The sequence below is a fragment of the Granulicella arctica genome (assembly GCF_025685605.1).
In the GTDB taxonomy this organism is placed as follows: domain Bacteria; phylum Acidobacteriota; class Terriglobia; order Terriglobales; family Acidobacteriaceae; genus Edaphobacter; species Edaphobacter arcticus.
Genome location: NZ_JAGTUT010000001.1, coordinates 1 through 18,529, shown reverse-complemented (window position 1 = coordinate 18,529; position 18,529 = coordinate 1). Strand labels below are relative to the sequence as shown.

Here is an 18,529-nt window from a genome sequence, read left to right as displayed (position 1 = left end):
CATGATCGTCATCCTTATGGGGGTAAGCGGCTCGGGTAAGACAACGATCGGTGAACTTCTCGCTCAGCACGCCGGAATTGTCTTCGCCGACGCCGACGACTACCATTCCGCTGCGAACAAGCAGAAGATGGCGGCTGGCCATGCCTTGACCGATGAAGATCGCCAGCCGTGGTTCGAGACCCTGCATTCCTTGCTGAAGGGCTGGTTCGACTCTGGCACCGGAGGCGTCCTCGCCTGCTCTGCTCTCAAGGAAAAGTACCGGGCCGCATTGATGGATGGCATTCCGCCAGCCATCATCCGCCTCGTGTCACTTGAACTCTCGAAGGAACAGATCGCCGAGCGCCTCAAGAAACGCCATCACGAGTTTATGAATCCAGCCCTTCTGGATAGCCAGTTCGCCACCCTTGAAGTGCCTGAAAATGCCCTCCACGTCCTCAACGACCGTACCCCCGAAGAGGTCGTCCAGGAGATCATGACTTCGCTTCACCTAAGTAACGAGAAGAGGACGTAACCATGTCGCACCCCTTGTTTGATCTGCATGGAAAGACCGCAGTCGTTGTTGGCGGAACCTCTGGTATCGGCCTCGCCATGGCCATCGGTCTCGCTGAAGCAGGAGCCGACGTGGTTGCTAGCTCCCGCCGCGCCGAGCAGGTCGATGAAGCCGCAAACGCCATTGAGTCCAGAGGTGTCCGCTCGCTGCGACTCACCTCGGACGTAGGAGATCGCTCCTCACTTGAAGCGCTTCTAGCTGGAACGCTCAAGGTATTCGGCAAGGTCGACATACTTATCAATTGCGCTGGCAAGATCAAGCGAGCTCCGACGGTCGACTTTCCCGAAGAGACCTGGAACGACATCATGGACACCAATGTGACCGGGACTCTCCGGGCTTGTCAGATCTTCGGCAAGCATATGTTGGAACGGGGCTATGGGCGCATTATCAACATCGCCTCACTCAACACCTTTGTCTCGCTCAAAGAGGTCACCGCCTACGCTGCCAGTAAGGCGGCAGTGGGCGCACTCACCAAGTCGCTCGCCGTTGAGTGGAGCGCCCTCGGCGTCACCGTCAACGCCATCGCACCCGGAGTCTTCCGCACCGCGCTCAACGCAGAACTGCTCGATAAGAGCGAGCGCGGCAAAGAACTCAGGATGCGGACACCCATGGGCAGGTTCGGCAAAACAGAGGAGTTGGTGGGATCGGCGATCTTCCTGGCAAGTGATGCGTCCGCCTTCGTCTCAGGCGAAATCCTCGTGGTAGATGGCGGCTTCCTTGCCAGCGGCGTCAACCAGTAAACAAGCCGTGCCTAGCGCACCGTGGAACGGTTATGGCCCAGATGCGCGTTCATGCTCTCTGGCTCGCCCGGCCTCCGCATCAGGATCGCCACGTTCGGCGGAACAATCGTCAGGAGCAGCAGGAAGATCCCGACCACCTCGGAGATGTGCAGTGAGTCAACACTTCGGAAGTACAACGCCAGGCAAATCGCACCGACAAACGACAGAATGACTACGACCATCGCGACTGTTTTCGCCCAGGGCTTTCGATCAAAGGGAAGCATGGTGACACCTCTTTGCTACGCGCCCAAACAATATACTCGCGTACTCATGAGATGCAAGCGTTAGACAAACAGAACAGGAAACCCTGGTAACTTGCCCTGTTTAGCCAAGCCATTTTGGGTTCTGGGCGGTCCCATCAAAGTGTGACGTCGTCTTGAAAAGCTCAAACTTACCTTCACTCGCGGCCACCTTCGTCCGGCCCAGCAGACTTGCTACCTCGGTCTGACTCATTGGCTTGAACGTCCTCGCCGCCTCCAGCGCCTGATCAAGAATATCCATTCGGTCGATTCCGGTAATCACCACGGAGACAGGCTGCGTCAACCCGTAGTGCAGAGCTTCAATCGGCTTGACGGTGTTGCTGCTCAGAATGAAGTTGTCTCCAAACGTCTTCATCGCCAGCACCCCAATCCCTTGCTTCAGCGCAACCGGCATTACCTCGTGAGTGAACGAACGGAAATGAGCATCCATCACATTGACCGGCATCTGCACCGTATCGAAGTGGAAGCCATGCTTCTGAGCCATTTCCAGCATGCGCAGGTGAACTGAAGGATCTTTGTGACCCGTAAACCCGATGTACCGAATCTTGCCAGCCTGCCGAGCAGCAACAGCCGCCTCAAGCGCTCCATCTACCGCAAAGATCCGGTCAGGATCTTCCATCCGGATCACCTCGTGAAACTGCACCAGGTCGATCACGTCCGTTTGCAGACGCCCCATTGACTGCTCCAACTGCTTGTTATACTCCGACTTCGTCCGACCATCGATCTTCGTCATCAGGAAGACCTTATCGCGGTAGCCATTCCGTAGGGCCTGGCCCATGCGCACCTCGCTGGTGCCATCGTTATAGTCCCAGCAGTTATCCATAAACGTGATGCCACGGTCGATCGCGGTGTGGATCAGCTTGATCGATTCGTCAGGATTCTCCTGCTTTCCGATATGGAAGCCGCCCATCCCGATCGCCGACACTTTTTCGCCTGTCGTCCCAAGCTGCCGGTAGACCATGTCGGGCGACTGTGGCCGCGCAACTGCGTTCAGCGTACGTGCCGGTGCCTGTGCTTCAGCCGAGGCAGTCGCTCCTGTTACTGCCGCGACGCCAGCTACTGTGGCCGATTTCAGAAAGTCCCTGCGCTCCATGCTCTTCTCCCATGTCCGTCGTTTTGCGAGATTGGATGCAACCGAAACGTCCTGCGCTACCTGTGTGCTGCCCGCGCAATCAAGGTCGCCGTATAAGCCGCGCCAAAACCGTTGTCGATATTGACGACGGTCACATTTGGCGAGCAGGAGTTCAGCATACCCAACAGCGCCGCCGCACCCCCAAACGAGGCTCCATACCCCACGCTCGTTGGCACAGCGATCACCGGGACAGCCACCAAACCGCCGACGACAGAAGGCAAGGCACCCTCCATCCCCGCACATACGATCACCACATCGACAGCCGTAAGTGCGTCCCGCTGTGCCAGTAAACGATGAATGCCCGCCACCCCCACGTCGTAGAGACGCGTCACGATAGTCCCAAAGACTTCAGCCGTAATCGCAGCCTCCTCCGCAAACGGCAGATCGCTGGTTCCCGCACAAACCACCGCGATCGTCCCCTTCGAAGCCTCGGCAGTAGAGGTTCTAAGCGTAATGATCCGTGCCACAGCCTCATAACTCGCCGCAGGAACAAGCGCTCGCACCCCCTCAAACGCCTCCATCGAAGCCCGCGTGGCAATCACGTCGGTGCCTGCCGCTGCCATCCGGGCGAAGATCTCAGCTGTCTGCTCCGGCGTCTTCCCGGCGGCGAAGATCACCTCCGGCAGCCCGCTTCGGAGGCTACGATGGTGGTCGATCTTCGCGTACCCTAAGTCTTCAAACGGCAGATTAGCTAGACGCGCTGAAGCCTCATCCGGCGTTATCGTGCCTCGCTGAACCTCAGCCAGCAGAGTGAGCAGGGAACTCGGATTCATCGCGCCTTCCCGTTCAAGTAAGCTGCTGTAGCCGCTTGGATCACCTGCTTCACCGGAACCTTATGTGCCGTAGCCGCACTCCGGCAATCCTCAAACTCTGGCGCGGCATTCAATTCCTCGCCCCGCAGTGAGCCCACCTTGATCCGTATCTCCCCAAATTCCGTCGTGACGCTAACAAAAGAGCGATCAAGACACGACCGATGCTCCCGATGAGCGCGTATGCCCAGCGTCGTCGTCTCGCGCAACAGCAATCTCTCCAGCGCAGGGGCATGCATCTCGTCCGCGAGCACAGTCAGCAGCGTCCCCATCCGCCCCTTCTTCATCTGTACCGCTGTACACATTACGTCGAGAGCACCCAGCGCCAGCGCCGTCTCCGTCACATGGGCCAGTATCTGCGGGCTCAGATCATCGAGTGCTGTCTCCAGCACCATCACCGTGTCCGAGGCGCCGCTTTGCAGAGACTTCTCATCAGCCTCCCCTACGCTCAGCCGTAACACATTCGGAAATCCCGCCGGATTCCGCGATCCTGCGCCATACCCGATCTTCTCTACCTGCATTGCTGGCTGCTGCCCAAAGCTGCACTCCAGCGCACGCACTAAGGCCGCACCCGTAGGCGTCACCAACTCCATCTGCACCGTTGCCGAGTAGGTCGGAATACCCTTCAAGAGATCTGCCGTAGCAGGCGCAGGCACGGGGAAGCGCCCATGCGCACAATCCACCATACCGCCCCCGACATTCAATGGACTGCAATGCCACCGATCCACGCCCAGCGCATGAATGCCAGCGGAAGCCGCCACGATGTCGACGATCGCATCCACCGCCCCCACCTCGTGGAAGTGAATCTGCTCTACCGGCACATCGTGAATCTTCGCCTCGGACGCCCCCAGCAACTCAAACGCTCGTATCGCCAGGCTCTTCACCGGCGCAGCCAACGCAGCTGACTGGATTAACCCTCGAATCACCGTGAGCGAGCGTCCATGACTATGCTGATGCGTGTGTTCATCATCATGCGTATGTGCGTGGCCGATCTTATGCTCATGCTGCGTCCGAGGATGATGCTGATGCGTGTGTCCATCGTCATGGTCATGAGTGTGTGCCTTAGCAACCTTCGGTGCATCTTCGGCCAGCCGCTCACCCTCAAGCACATGCACCTTCGTACAAGAGATTCCACTTCGGTCAACCGTCTCCACCCGAAGCGAAGCTCCCAGCCCAAGAGCCGCAGTCGCCGTGTGAAGTACCTGCGGATCAACCCCCGCATCGATCAACGCACCAAGAAACATATCGCCGCTAATACCGGCGAAGCAGTCGAGATAAGCAATACGCATGAGCCGCAACATCCTTCTAGAAGCTTGATCAAAGAGCCGAGCTAATCGCCGAAACTGGCAGCACATCGTTCATCGAACCCGATCGATACCCCTGCATATCCAGCGTGACATAAAGAAAACCAACAGCCCGTATAGCCACCGTCATCCGATCCAACATCACCAGATCAAGCGCACCCGCCAACTCCTCCCGGGCAATCTCGACTCGAGCCAGGTCCCCATGGTGACGCACGCGTACCTGACGAAAGCCCAATCGGTGCAGCGCCTCTTCCGCCAACTCCACCTGGCCCAGGGTCTCGCGCGTAACCGCCCGTCCGTACTCCACCCGCGACGCCAGGCAGGCCGAAGCAGGCTTGTCCCAGATGCGCAATCCAGCCTGCTGCGCCAGTATGCGAATCTCCGCCTTCGTCAACTGAGCCGTGACCAGCGGAGCGACCGCATGATGCATTGCCGCCGCCTGCTGACCGGGTCGAAACTCTCCCTGATCATCCAGGTTCATCCCATACGCGAGGTGCGCAAACCCACGTACCGCCCGGAACGCCTCCATCTGTGTAAACAGCTCATCCTTGCAGTGGAAACATCGCTGGCCATCATTCCGCTGATAATCAGGATTTTCCAACTCATGCGTGCTCAGAATATGGGTCGGAATACCCTTGCTAGCCGTAAACTCCAGCGCTGCCGCTAACTCCGTACGCGGCAGTGAGGCAGAATCAGCGATCACCGCCAGCACCCGCTCCCCGAGTGCCTCATGCGCCGCATGCGCCAGGAACGCCGAATCCGTCCCACCCGAGTAAGCCACCAACACCGAGCCAAGCTCTTCCAGGGTTCTGTGAAGCAGCGCGGATTTAGCCATCAAATTCATGTGCATTCGATTGTAGGTCAGATGAGGCAGGCAGGATTTTGGGTGCTCTCCAGGTAAAGCAAAAAGGGGAGAGACTCGAACCCTCCGAGACTCTCCCCTTACTTCAGCGGCCGTTAGCGATGACCGCCGCCACCACCACCGCCACCGTGCATACCACCGCCGCCACCCCCACCGAAGCCGCCACCACCACCTCCGTGGAAGCCGCCGCCACCAGCACCTGCAGCATGCGCGCCGGCTACACCACCACGATTTCCGTAGCCACCGCGACCACCGTAGCCACCACGATACCCACCGTACCCACCACGATAGCCGCCGTAGATAAATCCACCCCCATAGACGTAATACGGGGAGTAGAAGCCATACCCAAACGGGCTGAAGAAGAAATCATCACCGCCGGGAAGCCATGTGTAGCCATAGTCAGCCTGGTTCCAAGCCCATCCTGGGGCATATCCCCCGCCACCGTACGACGATGCAAGATCAACGTTCGACTCACCAAGATACGACGATCGCAGACTGCTCCAGTTGTAGAGCGGATCCGTAGCTGACGTCTTATCCTTGTTGAACCCGACCGGCTTCACAACCTCGCCGACCAGGGTTAACTGCTTACCACCCTTTACGTCGATCGCCTTCTCGTTCGTCTTAGGCACGAGACTGGTAAACACGGCAGCCTTGCCGTCATAAACCCGAACTGTATTCGCAGTAGCGTCGAACTCGTACAAACCCGGCTTCAGCAACTGCGCCTGTCCGTTCGTCAAATCGACCAACAGGTTGTTCTGCTTGTAGATCTGATCCACCTCAACACTCGCCCGACCCTGCGAGAGTTGCACCTCGGTATGCATCAGGTCCGGCGAAATCATCTTGACCGTGCTGTTGTTATCGAGTCGCAAAAACACACCCGGCGTCAGCAGTATTTCCACCTTCCCAGCCGCGGTAGCCAGATACTGTCCCGGTTGAAGCTCCGCATGACCGACAGAACGTGGAGAAAGTTGATGACCTTCGAGCGAGGCCTGTCCTTCGATATAGTTGAGAGTCCCTGGGCGGGCTGGGTTAGCTCCTTGCCCGAAGGCAGGAACCAACATAGTCGCCAGGGTGAGCATAAGAGTTACATTCGGCCTTGGCATCTTGGAACCTCTGCATAAGTAGATGGTTCTAAAGGAAAAACGTCACATTCTGGCCGAATAACGGACATGTTCAAGCTCCGCGTCTTTGTTCTGTAATTCCTCTTCTCAAACTCGCAACTTCTCCCAAAGATCCGGGTCTACTGGAACTCCTAGCCGAAGATTCTCCTCACGCAGGAACAGCGTCTGCTCCCCCGGATAGCGCACCGCCTTCCCTGCATCCACACGCGCCGACTCTCTCACCGACGCCAGTATCCCATCGGCGATCCGCTCAAACTCCTCCACGCCAGCAAAGCTCGAAGGATCGATTGCCAGAAAAAACTGCGACACGCCGGCCTCCCGTTGCGGATCGCTTGAGATCTCATGCGTAGCCTGCCCGCCGGAGAGCATCGCCGCAAAGAGATCCAGCATGATCGCCAGCCCCGAGCCCTTCCAGTACCCGATCGGCAGCGCTCGCTGCGTCGCCTCAATCGCCACCGCATCCCGCGTCAGTTCACCTGCTGCGTCATAACCTCCCGCCACAGGAAGTTCTTCGCCGCGCTTGATGTAGCCTGCCAACGCTCCATACGAAAACTGAGACATCGCCATATCCAGCACCACCGGGCCATCCCGACGCGGCACCGCAAGCACCAGCGGATTGTTTCCCAGCGCTGCGTTCGTCCCGCCCCACGCCGGCAGGTTCGGCATCGCATTCGTCCAGCACACGCCGAAGACACCCGCCTCCGCAGCAAGCCAGCCGTAGGTCCCTCCACGCATCCAGTGCGTTGTATGGGCCAGCGCCACCGCCCCCATTCCATGTACCCGCGAAAGCTCAATCGCTCGGTTCATACACGAGTGGGCATTGAGATTTCCCGGCCCGAAGTGCCCCTCCCAACGCTCCAGCGCCCCAAACGCTCCGACCCGCTCAGCCTCCGCATGGACGTTGATGCTTCCGTTCTTGACCATCGTCGTAAACCGCGGAAAGCGATTCAGGCCATGGCTGTAGACGCCATCACGCGTCGTTTCTGCAAACAGACGCGCACAGAGCGCTGCTCGCTCTCCAGCCAGTCCAAGGTCAAGCATCGCCCTGTGCAGGGCCGCATAGAGGTCGTCAAACGGGATACGGATCATCCTCTTAGAATCTGTCCAAACTCCTTTTTTGTCTCTGCTTCTTTTTGCTGGTTGGATATTAGGCCCGACCTCCGAGGTTCAGCGAACCAAGCCTGCATGGCTCGCTGATTCAAGTTGAGACTTCCGGCATGGTAAAGTCGTCCAGAAATCCTACTCTTAGCACCGTGGTGACCCTGTGACTGTCGTCGTACCTTCCGCTGTTCCCAAAATGCTCTCGCCCGGACTGCTGGGCAAGTTTCGCGATGCCACAGCAGCCGCCTACGAAGCCCAGAAAGACAGCCGTATTCTCTGGCGTCTGGCCGAACTTGATCGTGCTCTCGGCGACCTCAAGGCAGCCGGAGAGGCCTTCGCCACCTACGCTGATCTCCATCCCGAAGAGATCAGCGCAAAGGTGATGCGGGATCTCATGCAGGGAACCACCACAACTCCTGTGAGCGACGCTGACGGCGTGGTGCCCTTCGTCCTCGTTCACAATCTCGCGCCGGACGAAGAACTCGTCAAGATTCGCAAAGCAATCGAGGATCGACGTGACCGATTCGCCGTCGCCACCGTCGGCCACAACGAAAAACAGCGTGTCGATGTCAACGCCCGTGCTGCAGTCTACGTTCGCGCGGACGATCAGTTCCGCGAGATGACCCGCGAGTTCTTCTGGAACCATATCCGTGCGCAAAATGTCGTTGAACGGCTTGGCCTCGAACTTATCTCGGAAATCAAGGATGAGGTCGAAGCAATCGCCTATGCCTCAGGTGGGAAATACACGCTCCACCGCGATAACGCCCCAAGCGTCGACAACGGGCGCGTCCTGACAGTCGTCTGGTTTATCCACGACGAGCCGAAAGGCTTCACGGGCGGCGACCTGCTGCTTCACGACGAACCCCCGCTCGGCCAGGGTTTCACCCGCATCATTCCCAGAAGGAACTGTGCTGTTTTCTTTCCGTCGGACCGCCTCCACGAGGTCACACCCGTCGAGTCAAGCGCTGAGGATGTTCTCTCGAGCCGCGTCGTCCTCAACGGCTGGTTCCACAAGAAGTAGCTCTAAGACTTGTCCTCCGCTGCCTTCTTCGACGCCTCGAAGGCGTGGGTCGAGTGTTCATGGGCCTGCCGCGACATCTCGTGTGCAGTAAGGTGATCGCCCTTGCCGTGCGCTGTTGCGGCTGCGGTGTGCGCGTGCGCGGCAGTCAGGTGAAGCTCCTGCGCTCTCTGGTGATTGTCAAACGACATGCGTGTGTTCCTCTACTCCATCAGATGCACTTCTCAGGAGCGCGGACGATCAATCCAAAGCAATGGCTGGCTAATCGGGAACGTCCGCTCGATCTCCGGCACGATTGGGTCGGGATTCAGCGTCTTCCAAAGCTCGGCATACTCCGGCCGAATATACGCCTTCGCCGCAAAGAGCAGGCTCGGATTTCTGACCGGAAGATCGTCAAAATGCGTTAGATCGGCTCGATATGGCCACGACCGACGATTCTGCATAAACGGAAAGTGACGTGCCATCACGATGTGCATCCCTGGCCCATCCTGAAGCTCAAACTCCCATAGGCTCTCGAAGCGTGTCGACAGCAACTCACACGATGCCGTCAGCATGTCCAGGTTGAAGAGGGAATTGCGATAGGGATAAGGCGTCATCAGCTCGCGCGGAAAACTGCCGTCAGCCACAATCTGCGCCCGCAGCGTAGCCGTCTTGAAACGATGCCGCAGGTCAGACAGCACGGCATCGTTGCCCGTCAGCCGAGCGTACGAAGCCGCCTGCAGAAGCCATGAACTCCCGTGGTGGTCCCGTTGATCGCGGGCCAGCCCCGCCTGCCGTGATTCCGTCAACCACTGTAGATAGCTCGCGAACCACCCTTTGAGTCCGGCCATCTCGTCGGGTGACAGGGCCTGCGACGTACTCAGCGTGAAGATCGCCTGCGCCACTTCCGCAAAGAACACAGTGTCCAGAACCCCTTCGAAGCCGGGCTTAGGATCAGCCTTGCCGACCGCAGAAGCGACCGATCCGTACGCAAGCGCTGGCGTCATCTGGGTCTCAGGATCAACGAACCAGGCGTGCAAATGCAGGACCGCATGGGCAGCGTACCGCTCTTCGTGCGTCACTCGAAACGCCGCAGCCAGCGCCGCAACCTGTCGACTCAGCGCAAAAACAGCATCCCGATGAGCGGTGAACGGCGAAGCCTCGCCGGCCTCCGAGTAGAAGTCCTGCCGACTTCCCGGAGACTTTGGTGCCGGAATCGCCGAAAGAGGAGCCGGCAGAATCTTGAGCGCACGATCAGCGGCAGCAAGAATGCGGTCGTGATCGATCGCAGCAACGTTCGGCCGGACCGACCCATAGAGCGAAGCTGGCTGCGACATCAGTGCCTGATGTCCGCCAGCAAGCACGACGGCAGAGCCTGTGCAGAAGGCACGGCGAGTCATCGGAGAGTAAGGTAAATCAGTCATGCCGCACTTCGGCTGAACCTTATCACACTTGACAGATGGCTTCTCCCCGCGGCCACAGTGCGCGCCCGTGACCCTATAAGGGTACGCCGCCCGTCGCACCTGAGTCCGCACCTAACATCTTTGTTTTGAATACTTTCGTACTTCATGTACGGGGGGTAGGGGTACCCCTGCCAGGAACAAAAACCCCTCGTTAGGCTGGCAGCAATTCACTCTGTACATCTGCAATATGGAGAAGGAGAACGGTAATATTATCTGCTCCGCCACGTTCTTTGGCGATCGCAACCAGATGCTCACATGACCGATTCAAATCTCCCGCAGTCACGAGCACACCAATATCTGAAGCATTCAGATACCGCGTAAGACCATCGGAGGCAAGCAGCACAATATCGCCAGCAGTCAGATCCACCGCGAAGAAGTCCGGATCAATCGTTGCCGTAACGCCAACAGCCCGCGTAATGACAGATTCCATACCCTTCAAGTCGACCGTTCCAGCATCTTCGACCGCAACAGCGCCAGTCCGAATGAGTTCATTCAAGTACGAATGGTCAACCGTAAGCTGCATACATTGACCGTTCTGAATCATGTAAGCCCGACTGTCGCCAACATTCCCGATATACAGCTTGCCATCGTCGACGCAAGCAGCCACGAGTGTCGTTCCCATGCCTTTGTGCTGAGGCATCGTTCCCGTTCGATAGACCGTGTCATTCGCGGACATGATCGCCTGGTGAAGCGTCATCTCGACCGGAACACTCCGATCGTTCGTCGCAACGACGTCCAGAAAAGTGCTTACAGCCATCTGGCTCGCGACCTCTCCGGAAGCCATTCCGCCCATTCCATCGCACACAACGTAGATCTGTCGGCCAAGATCGTACCCAAAGGAGTCCTCATTGTTGGTGCGGACACAACCCACATCGGTCAGGGCTGCAAACTCCACCTTAATAGCCACGCAATGCTCCTGTCGAACTCATGGAGGTAGACGATCTGGAGGAAAGTCGTGCAGTTAAGACGTTCATTTCACCACCGTCGGAACACAACGCAGTTGCCGTCGCATGAAGTCAGGATTCAGTAGCTTCGCCCCACTATCTTCGATGTCGAACTGGTAGATGATGTCCGTTCCGCTGGGAGTCTTCTCAGTGATCCCATTGTTCTGGAAGATGTATTGCAGCTTATTCGGCGTAGGGTGCTTTGCCCCATAGGCGAAGTGGAAGATTGCCCAAGGCCCGAAGTTGTTCTTCGTCTGCCCAGAACCTGTAAGTTTCACAGCGCCCTGCGGACGATACTGCCAGTTCACGCGGTTAGGAACGCCGATGTTCGCCAGTGTCTGTCCGTCAATCTCAAGCGTCGCAGGCGAAAGGTCATTCGCCTTCTCCTGAGCGATCGTGAAGGTGATCGCTGGTTGTGTGCTTCCATTCGCGAAGAGTGTCGCAGCGACCGCATGGGTCGTGTTCAAGAAGGCGAGCAAGGCAGGAGTAACTGGCTGCGATGACGCAGGAGTGTAGAGAGTCCCATTGAAGGCAATGAGCTTCGACTGCGTCGCAACGAAGGCCGCAATCGGCCCAGTTGGACCGAAGAAGGCAGCAGCATCTTCTGGCGACACGTCCGTCTTGGCATCCGGATTGAACGGAAACGCCCCAAGAACACCCGTCGCAGCCTTGCACATCGCTGCACCAGCCTTGTTTGGTCCGCCCGCAGAAGCCTTACTTGCCAAGTCTTCGATCAGGCGAATCGGCTGCCGAAGAAGCCGCTCGGAGTTTGAGTCAGCGATTCCGGCCGGATCAGGAGGCTGGAAACCGCCGCGCATGGTACTGACTGCACTGTAAGCCGTTGCGACAGCGCCATTGACCTGCGTCGGATCGTCTGCAGTCGCAGGGCTCGAGAGCATCTGGTGAATCGCCTGTTCGATCGCGATTAGCTTCTCGCTGTAGCCAGGATTCACAGCGGGTCCATTTCCCGGCGGAACGATCGATTGCGGAGCCTGAAAGGGCTGCGAGAACGCTGGAATCGGCACTGAGGTGTTCCGCGACACGACGCCGAATATCTGCAGCAGCGGCGAAGCAGGTCCATCAAGCTCATGGAGACGCTTCGCTCCATCCTCGATACTGCCGAAGCCGTTTACGTTCGCCGTCTTGAGGAAGGTTCGCCACGCCGTGAGAAAGTCCTCCTGATAGCGCGGAGGCAACTGCGACGCCATCGTTGCTCGATCAACCGTTCCGGTCGTTGGTCCAGTCACCCATTCCTCGCCCGTCAGGTATTGGTCAGGATGCAAGATGGCATCTTGCATAAACGCGAAACCGTTCTTGCTGAACGCTCCGTCAACGATCGTTGGCGCGCTTACCAGACCGACGGAGTTCGGATAAAGCTTCTTGAACTCGATCGCCGGAAACTTGCGATCTGCTGCAGCCTTCATGCTCAGATACACATGATCGATCCCCTGAAAGCTGTTCAGATAACCTCGCGTGTTCGCCACGAGCGTCATGTCCGGCTTTGCACCACCGAGCGCTGCCAGACACGATTGCGGCTCCTTCTCATCGCGCTCGGTCAGCGCCGCAGCGTAGTAGTCAAACTGGTTCTGCGCAAGCTGCTGCGTCTCGGGAGTGATCGACCTTCCTGCAGTCCACTCACCATCAAGCACCGGAGGAAGGAAGTCAGTTGTGCTTTTGTCTGGGTTTGAAGTAGTAATCAGCCACGCCTTCAGAGGCTTGTAGCTGGCCTGGTATTCGTCCGTTGGAGCCGCTTTGACAGGTAAAGCGGATAGCTTCGTCACGATGTTTGCCTGCGTCTGCGCGAGCAGCAACTTGTAGAACCGCTGCCCGTAAGCATGGCAAGCTGCAATGCGAAGATCGTTGCCCCGGTAGAGTCCCCAGCGATACATCAACGGAGCGCCGTTCTTGTGATAATCGTCCAGCTCGACCAGAACCTGGCGAAGCTGATCAAGTGTCTGTAGCTCGGCGACCGAAGCTACGTCCTTACCGGTCATCAGGGAGACATGCTTCGTGGCTGCGGCAGCGCGCTCCTCAAGCTCCCGGTTCTTGAAGAAGGAGATCGTCAGCAGGATGAGGTAGAGGCCAAGAATGCCGCAGAGACAGGCAATGAATACCCGCTTGACGCCCGAAACCTTCGTGCTTGCCCGGCTACTCTCAAGGGCAGTCTTGTCGGAAAGAACAAGCCGTGTAAAGAAGTAGGGAAGGAAAGCCCACTGTGCCACCTTGCGCGAGGAACTCCGGTGAACCGGCGCAGGCGCTGCCTGTTGCATAGCCGAGAAGGAGAAGACCCGCGTAGCGCCAGCATCGACGATAGGTGTCGGCGCAGACTGCTGTGCTCCCACCGAGAGAACATCCTCAACAATATGAGCCCTCATGCCTGAGAAGAAAAAGCCGCGGAGAAACGGATTGACGCCTAGCTGACTCGGTCGCGCAATCTCAACCAGGAAGTCCACGATCCCGGCTCGCAGTTTGCGAAGGTCACGAGGAAACTCATAGGAGCGAGCAAGTGCAGGAGCCTCTCCACCGCGAGCCAGCAATTCCAGCCGAAACTCCGACAGCAGGTAAGCTACCTCGTCAAAGCGAGTGCCGATCTGTGTGGCAGCCCGTTCGGCGTAAAGCCCAGCGCCTGTCTCAAGACGAGCAAGCATCGAGCCAAGCGGAACCCTGACTTCATCCTGCGTCAGGTTTGCCGTGTACTCAGCAAACGCCGAGACGGTGTCGAGCTTGGTAAAGAGAACATACACAGGTAGCGAAATACCCAGCGTCTGCGAGACCTGACGCAAACGCTCGTTCAACGTCTGCGCGAGCGCACGGATCTGTTCGCTGGTGCTTGGCGCGAGGATACGTTCCATGCTGACGCAGATGACTACGGCCCGCGTAGGCTGAAGAGCCGACTTCGAGAATGCCGCGCCGATCTTTCCCGGCGCAGTAAGCTTCACCAGTTTCTGCCAGAGCGCAGGCTGTCTGAGGAGTGCGCCGCCCGCCTCAACGATTGCTGCGGAACCTGTAAGCCAGATGTTTGCGAGTTGCGTCGGAGCAACTACCTGATCGCGATAAACCTGTCCCGCAAGTACTTCAGGATCAAGGCCTGACTGCAGGATCGTCTGCGTCTTGGCCGAGTTTTCGTCGCCGATCACATAGATGAGCGGCATCGCCGAAAGCGACTTGGCACCTGTGCGACCAGCCTGCTTTAGCTTCGCATCTGCGTCACGGAGCAGGGCATCGAGGTTGCCCATATCCGTGGCGCTGCTCTCCTCGCCAGTCTCCTCAGGCGGGGCGGTCTTCTTCAGGTACCAGAGAATGACTGCGCAAGCTGCTGCGCCAAGCAAAGCCAGAATAACGATGAAAAAAACAAGCTTCGAACCTTGCAGATGAAGTAGAAAGCCTGTGCCTACAACGATCAGCAGGTAGATCACGAAGCCGAGAATGACGATCCAGATGCGTTTCACAGAGATATCCTCATGCTGCGAAAGGCGGGAACAAAAAGAAGCATGGCGCTTTGCTGGATGCCGCCGAGGCCGGACCCAAGGGTCAGTGTGTAAATGGCAAAGAGAATCACGATCAGCAGAACAAGCACTGCGGCGGTCGCCCAGAGCGCCGTAATCCATTTGTCGCGCTTGGCTGCAAGCTGTATTGCGGGAACCTCCGAGAGACGAGCCATGGCGAACGGTCCGCGAATACGGATGATCTTGTCGCGGATGCGGCTCAGGATGCCGTGAATCTCACCATGGTCTCCAAAGGCGTACTTGCCGCGATAGCCCAGCAGGAGACAGATGGCATGTAGCTCAAGTGCATCGGCGACCTCGGAGGACTCGGGCGCATTCAGCAGATCGGATACCTGTCGAAAGAAGGTTTCACCGGCGAAGTGGCCGCCAAACATCTCCTCTTGCAAAGGCCGCCGTGCCCAATCCGCGAAGGTCGGATCCTGAGAGTTCAAAACGCTCTCATCAAGGAAGCCGATGATGGCATAAAGGGCCATGTGGCTGGTCGCATCCGAGTAGCCAAGGCTGCGCACCTCCTGGACGGCTGTTGCGATCATCTTGCGAATGCTGGCACGGAAGCCTGCTGCGTCGGCGACGCGCTGGGTGCCGTAGCGCATCCGCAGGATTACGGTGACGACATCCTGAAAGGAGAGCGCAAGGCTGTTGGTCCGCGCTACGGGAAGTGCCACACTGACGGGCGGGGGCGAGGTCATGCGTTTGCCTCCAGAATCACAATCACTTCAAAGGACGCGCCTCGGATATCGCCCGGCAGATAGACGCCGACCTGCTTCGTCTGCAGAATATGCTGCCAACAGGCTCCAGCAGCGCTGACGCTGAAATAGTGCATGTCGGCCTCGGCCGAGATAGACGACGGGGGGACGGCGAGGTGAAGCAGTTCAAGGCCGGGAAGGGCACGTTGCACGAGTTTGGCGACCCCCTCGGCGGAACAGATCTTCACAAGCTGCGGCGTCATGCGAAGAAGCTCCGCTTCGCCCAGACTTGACCGAATGCCAAAGATCCAGCGGGACCTACGGAAGCAGCGCTCATCCTGGACGGTCGCAACATGAATGTATGATCCAGCTTTTTGGAAGTCGAGTGTCACTGTGTTCGAAGGAACGATGATCTCCAGGTGCCGACGGATATGATCATCCAACGCTTGGAAGACGCCTGAAAGATTTAAGTGAGAGTACGCCGGGATATCGCTCGGATTCGACTCGAGTGAGAAGGTGCAAAGAGAACCTGCGAGCCGGGCAAGATCGACGTACAACTCTTCCGGGTGGCTCCGCTTGGCCTCAAGATGTTGTTGAAGCGCTGGGATGGAGGAGCAGAGGGCGTGAAGAAACCAATAGTTCGAGACATCAAGTGCAGAGGTTCCCGCTTCAAACTGGCCCTCGCGGCGTTTGTTGCGAGTGACGGTCTTCATGCGCTCATTGAGAGATTCGACGAGGCGCTTGAGAAGCAGCAGGAGGCTTTCATTGGCGCTGATACGAAGGCAAGGCGGGATGAAGTCCGGGTCAGCCAGAAATCCGCCTTTGCCGTCGCGGCGTATGCGTGCGATCGGAAATGCGATGCTCTCGGCGGAAACCTGGGCCTCGCTGCAAAGAGTCAGATTCTTATTCCCGAAGGCAACGACATACTCATCCTGTCCGATGGTCTCATCGCTCAAGGAACGGTCTACGGAATGGTAGCGAGCCGTCGTGCGCGCTCCGTCAACATCACAGTCAAAACCCTTGTTGCTCCGCTTCGGAACAGCCAGGAAAAGGATGATCTCGCTGTCGGTTGCCGCAAAGAGGTCGCGAAGACTTACGGCAGGCGGAGGCGGATCGCTGTCCGGAATATCAAAGATCAGGCCGTCTGGAAAGATTCCGGAAGCATAACGAAGGACAGCATTGCCGTTACGGATGGCTTCTGTGTCCAGCGACAGGCTGATCAGGCCCCAAGGATTGCGCCGGAGGCTGGCACTGTGGAACCAGAGTGAATCCTCGAAGTAGCGGCTCTGCGTCTGGAAGTGATGTGGACCAAGATGCATCCCCTCTGACCAGACAACGCGAGACAAAAACTTCATAGGGGCGATCCATTACTCGGCGAGTTAAGTGAAGGCATCAGTGCCGAAGGTGCAAAGTAGAGTGGTTAAATCCGCTCGGGTAATCGTCTCATGCGAACGACTTATCGAACTGCTCGAAGATGTAACTATGCAGAAAAATCTTCTTTGACTGTAGCGGTATACTAGGAATCTTCAAGGTGGGTGTCAAGTAATCGTTGTGAAAAGCGATTATTATTCTGCAACGCACGATACACGCGATGGAGTAGGAATTGAACCCCGATCGATTCTCCAATACAGACGCCGACGACGCGGGACAGAAGCCCGTCCAGACCGAGAATAATGGAGCGAGCGCACCTCCGTCCCAAGGCAGCGCCACGGACATATTTGGAACAATTCCTCCATCTCAGGTTTCGGAGTGGTCGACAGTTCGTGAGATTCCTGCCGCTCTTCCCAAATCGGTAAAGTCGGCACCTCCGCCTCAAGTTGCGTCCGAGCCGCTGCAAAGTAGAACGCCACCGCCGATTGTTCACGAAGTGGTCTTCAAGGCCGATGCCTCCTCGGCTGACGGTTCTGATCCAATGCTGCAACTGCTCCGATCGTCGCCTGCGTCAGCAAAGGCGCAGGACCCCCCGCCAACTGCAGCAGCGCAGCCCCCTGTAGCGACCAAACCCTCCTCAGGAGGATTCACTCAGCTTTTACGTGCGCTGAACTACGAGCAGCTCAAGCCGGAAGCAATCACACCCGTTCAGGTAGCGCCAGCGATAGCCGCTCCACCCCTGCCGACTTCGGCAACAGCGGTGTCGATCACTCAACTGTTAAAAACCATTGACTCGTCCGAAGCTCCATTAGCAACAGCGCCCTCGCCTTCTGTGGGCGACTGGGAACCCACTCGCGCCGCGATTGAACCGTCGGGTCCCCCTGCTGCGGTGCCGGAGTCGACAGTTCAATCTGCCCTCCGTGCTTTGGAGAATGCAAGGCAAGCCAAAATAGCAGCAGCCACTACTATTTCCCAGAACTCCCCCGCCGTGCCTGCAGAAAAGTCGCCTACCGCTGAGACCCCGGTCTCATTCACGCAACTCTTCGCGGGGTTTGATCCGAAATCTATCGAAACAAAAGGTTCGCACGCCGAGGAGTCAGCGGTCATTCCCGTCGCGCACTCATTGGAAGCTCCACCTTTACCTGGATCCTTCACGCAGATGTTTCAAGCTGTAGGTGTACAGCCAGAGGAACGGCGGCTACCTGTACCGTCTGCGCAGCATTCCGCGACTTCCGAGAGTGCAGCCAACGTATCCTCCGGTTCGAGTATGCTTGCCGCTGCCCCATCTGGTTCGTTTACACAGATGTTCAAGACACTTGACGAGCAAGCAGTCGTGGCGCCAACCTCGGCGCTCAGCACAGACCCTCCGACTCAGTCATTTCCTTCGGAGAGCCTCGATACGGTTCCTGTCAAGAGCGAGAGTCTCGCTCAACCCTCCGCCGCGCCACCTTCGTTTACGCAGATGTTCAGGACGCTTGATGTGCAGCCGTCGCCTGTCGGCGTGACGGAGCGTCATGACTTACCCCAGGCGAGTGAGGCTGTGAAACCGTCCATCACCTCTGCTCCTCTGGCCGCCGCGCCAGGTTCGTTCACGCAGATGTTCCAGGCTTTGGACAAGCAGCCGCAAGTGGAACCTATGCATCC

General features: G+C 57.9%; 16 protein-coding genes and 1 pseudogene. 4 read left to right on the top strand and 13 right to left on the bottom strand.

Features of this window, described 5'->3' with window-relative positions; translation table 11 throughout:
• Position 1 precedes the first annotated feature (1 nt).
• Both OHL20_RS00085 and OHL20_RS00080 read left to right on the top strand, forming a co-directional pair.
• Positions 2 to 511, top strand: a complete 510-nt coding sequence (locus tag OHL20_RS00085; protein WP_263381182.1) for a gluconokinase — start codon at positions 2 to 4, stop codon at positions 509 to 511.
• Positions 512 to 513: 2 nt separating this feature from the next.
• Complete coding sequence (locus OHL20_RS00080; RefSeq protein ID WP_263381181.1) at positions 514 to 1,290, top strand: SDR family NAD(P)-dependent oxidoreductase; 777 nt, start codon at positions 514 to 516, stop codon at positions 1,288 to 1,290.
• 11 nt (positions 1,291 to 1,301) lie between these two features.
• On the opposite strand, the gene OHL20_RS00075 is transcribed toward OHL20_RS00080, so the two are convergent.
• From OHL20_RS00075 to yiaK, 7 genes are all read right to left on the bottom strand, one after another.
• A complete protein-coding gene (locus OHL20_RS00075; RefSeq protein ID WP_263381180.1) occupies positions 1,302 to 1,553 on the bottom strand; it encodes a hypothetical protein in 252 nt (83 codons plus the stop codon).
• A gap of 100 nt (positions 1,554 to 1,653) precedes the next feature.
• A complete protein-coding gene (locus OHL20_RS00070) occupies positions 1,654 to 2,682 on the bottom strand; it encodes an aldo/keto reductase (RefSeq protein ID WP_263381179.1) in 1,029 nt (342 codons plus the stop codon).
• Positions 2,683 to 2,738: 56 nt separating this feature from the next.
• Positions 2,739 to 3,494, bottom strand: a complete 756-nt coding sequence (gene larB, locus OHL20_RS00065) for a nickel pincer cofactor biosynthesis protein LarB (RefSeq protein ID WP_263381178.1) — start codon at positions 3,492 to 3,494, stop codon at positions 2,739 to 2,741.
• On the bottom strand, positions 3,491 to 4,819 hold the full coding sequence (larC, locus tag OHL20_RS00060) for a nickel pincer cofactor biosynthesis protein LarC (protein WP_263381177.1): 1,329 nt from the start codon (positions 4,817 to 4,819) through the stop codon (positions 3,491 to 3,493). Before larC ends, larB begins: the two co-directional genes overlap by 4 nt.
• A gap of 28 nt (positions 4,820 to 4,847) precedes the next feature.
• Positions 4,848 to 5,678, bottom strand: a complete 831-nt coding sequence (gene larE / locus OHL20_RS00055) for an ATP-dependent sacrificial sulfur transferase LarE (RefSeq protein ID WP_396271445.1) — start codon at positions 5,676 to 5,678, stop codon at positions 4,848 to 4,850.
• Positions 5,679 to 5,791: 113 nt separating this feature from the next.
• The gene (locus OHL20_RS00050; protein WP_263381175.1) at positions 5,792 to 6,799 is read right to left on the bottom strand and encodes a FecR domain-containing protein; all 1,008 of its coding nucleotides are present in this window, start codon (positions 6,797 to 6,799) and stop codon (positions 5,792 to 5,794) included.
• A gap of 105 nt (positions 6,800 to 6,904) precedes the next feature.
• On the bottom strand, positions 6,905 to 7,906 hold the full coding sequence (yiaK, locus tag OHL20_RS00045) for a 3-dehydro-L-gulonate 2-dehydrogenase (protein WP_263381174.1): 1,002 nt from the start codon (positions 7,904 to 7,906) through the stop codon (positions 6,905 to 6,907).
• Between the two features lie 175 nt (positions 7,907 to 8,081).
• Here yiaK and OHL20_RS00040 point away from each other — a divergent pair, with 175 nt between their 5' ends.
• A complete protein-coding gene (locus OHL20_RS00040) occupies positions 8,082 to 8,939 on the top strand; it encodes a 2OG-Fe(II) oxygenase (protein ID WP_263381173.1) in 858 nt (285 codons plus the stop codon).
• Between the two features lie 2 nt (positions 8,940 to 8,941).
• Here the strand turns inward: OHL20_RS00040 and OHL20_RS00035 are convergent, their stop codons facing one another.
• The 6 genes from OHL20_RS00035 to tssK all read right to left on the bottom strand — a co-directional run bounded on the left by OHL20_RS00035 (position 8,942) and on the right by tssK (position 16,869).
• Positions 8,942 to 9,127 carry a hypothetical protein gene (locus OHL20_RS00035; protein ID WP_263381172.1) on the bottom strand — a complete coding sequence of 62 codons (186 nt, stop codon included), beginning with the start codon at positions 9,125 to 9,127 and terminating at the stop codon, positions 8,942 to 8,944.
• A gap of 33 nt (positions 9,128 to 9,160) precedes the next feature.
• Positions 9,161 to 10,339 (bottom strand): alginate lyase family protein, encoded by a 1,179-nt coding sequence (locus tag OHL20_RS00030; protein WP_263381171.1) that lies wholly within the window; start codon positions 10,337 to 10,339, stop codon positions 9,161 to 9,163.
• 190 nt (positions 10,340 to 10,529) lie between these two features.
• Positions 10,530 to 11,285: a Stp1/IreP family PP2C-type Ser/Thr phosphatase gene (locus OHL20_RS00025; protein WP_263381170.1), complete on the bottom strand. Its 756-nt coding sequence runs from the start codon at positions 11,283 to 11,285 to the stop codon at positions 10,530 to 10,532.
• A 63-nt stretch (positions 11,286 to 11,348) separates the two neighbouring features.
• Complete coding sequence (locus tag OHL20_RS00020; RefSeq protein WP_263381169.1) at positions 11,349 to 14,771, bottom strand: ImcF-related family protein; 3,423 nt, start codon at positions 14,769 to 14,771, stop codon at positions 11,349 to 11,351.
• The gene (locus tag OHL20_RS00015; protein WP_263381168.1) at positions 14,768 to 15,517 is read right to left on the bottom strand and encodes a DotU family type IV/VI secretion system protein; all 750 of its coding nucleotides are present in this window, start codon (positions 15,515 to 15,517) and stop codon (positions 14,768 to 14,770) included. The genes OHL20_RS00020 and OHL20_RS00015 overlap by 4 nt, the downstream gene beginning before the upstream one ends.
• Entirely contained in the window at positions 15,514 to 16,869 is a 1,356-nt protein-coding gene (gene tssK, locus OHL20_RS00010; protein WP_263381167.1) for a type VI secretion system baseplate subunit TssK, read from the bottom strand. The genes OHL20_RS00015 and tssK overlap by 4 nt, the downstream gene beginning before the upstream one ends.
• A 248-nt stretch (positions 16,870 to 17,117) precedes the next feature.
• Here tssK and OHL20_RS00005 point away from each other — a divergent pair.
• Positions 17,118 to 18,529 (top strand): annotated as a pseudogene (locus tag OHL20_RS00005) (hypothetical protein); the annotation flags it as partial.

Coding starts and splice junctions, on each gene's coding strand:
- OHL20_RS00085 (WP_263381182.1), top strand. CDS start 2: ATGATCGTCATCCTTATGGGGGTAAGCGGCTCGGGTAAGACAACGATC.
- OHL20_RS00080 (WP_263381181.1), top strand. CDS start 514: ATGTCGCACCCCTTGTTTGATCTGCATGGAAAGACCGCAGTCGTTGTT.
- OHL20_RS00075 (WP_263381180.1), bottom strand. CDS start 1,553: ATGCTTCCCTTTGATCGAAAGCCCTGGGCGAAAACAGTCGCGATGGTC.
- OHL20_RS00070 (WP_263381179.1), bottom strand. CDS start 2,682: ATGGAGCGCAGGGACTTTCTGAAATCGGCCACAGTAGCTGGCGTCGCG.
- larB (WP_263381178.1), bottom strand. CDS start 3,494: ATGAATCCGAGTTCCCTGCTCACTCTGCTGGCTGAGGTTCAGCGAGGC.
- larC (WP_263381177.1), bottom strand. CDS start 4,819: ATGCGTATTGCTTATCTCGACTGCTTCGCCGGTATTAGCGGCGATATG.
- larE (WP_396271445.1), bottom strand. CDS start 5,678: ATGAATTTGATGGCTAAATCCGCGCTGCTTCACAGAACCCTGGAAGAG.
- OHL20_RS00050 (WP_263381175.1), bottom strand. CDS start 6,799: ATGCCAAGGCCGAATGTAACTCTTATGCTCACCCTGGCGACTATGTTG.
- yiaK (WP_263381174.1), bottom strand. CDS start 7,906: ATGATCCGTATCCCGTTTGACGACCTCTATGCGGCCCTGCACAGGGCG.
- OHL20_RS00035 (WP_263381172.1), bottom strand. CDS start 9,127: ATGTCGTTTGACAATCACCAGAGAGCGCAGGAGCTTCACCTGACTGCC.
- OHL20_RS00030 (WP_263381171.1), bottom strand. CDS start 10,339: ATGACTGATTTACCTTACTCTCCGATGACTCGCCGTGCCTTCTGCACA.
- OHL20_RS00015 (WP_263381168.1), bottom strand. CDS start 15,517: ATGACCTCGCCCCCGCCCGTCAGTGTGGCACTTCCCGTAGCGCGGACC.
- tssK (WP_263381167.1), bottom strand. CDS start 16,869: ATGAAGTTTTTGTCTCGCGTTGTCTGGTCAGAGGGGATGCATCTTGGT.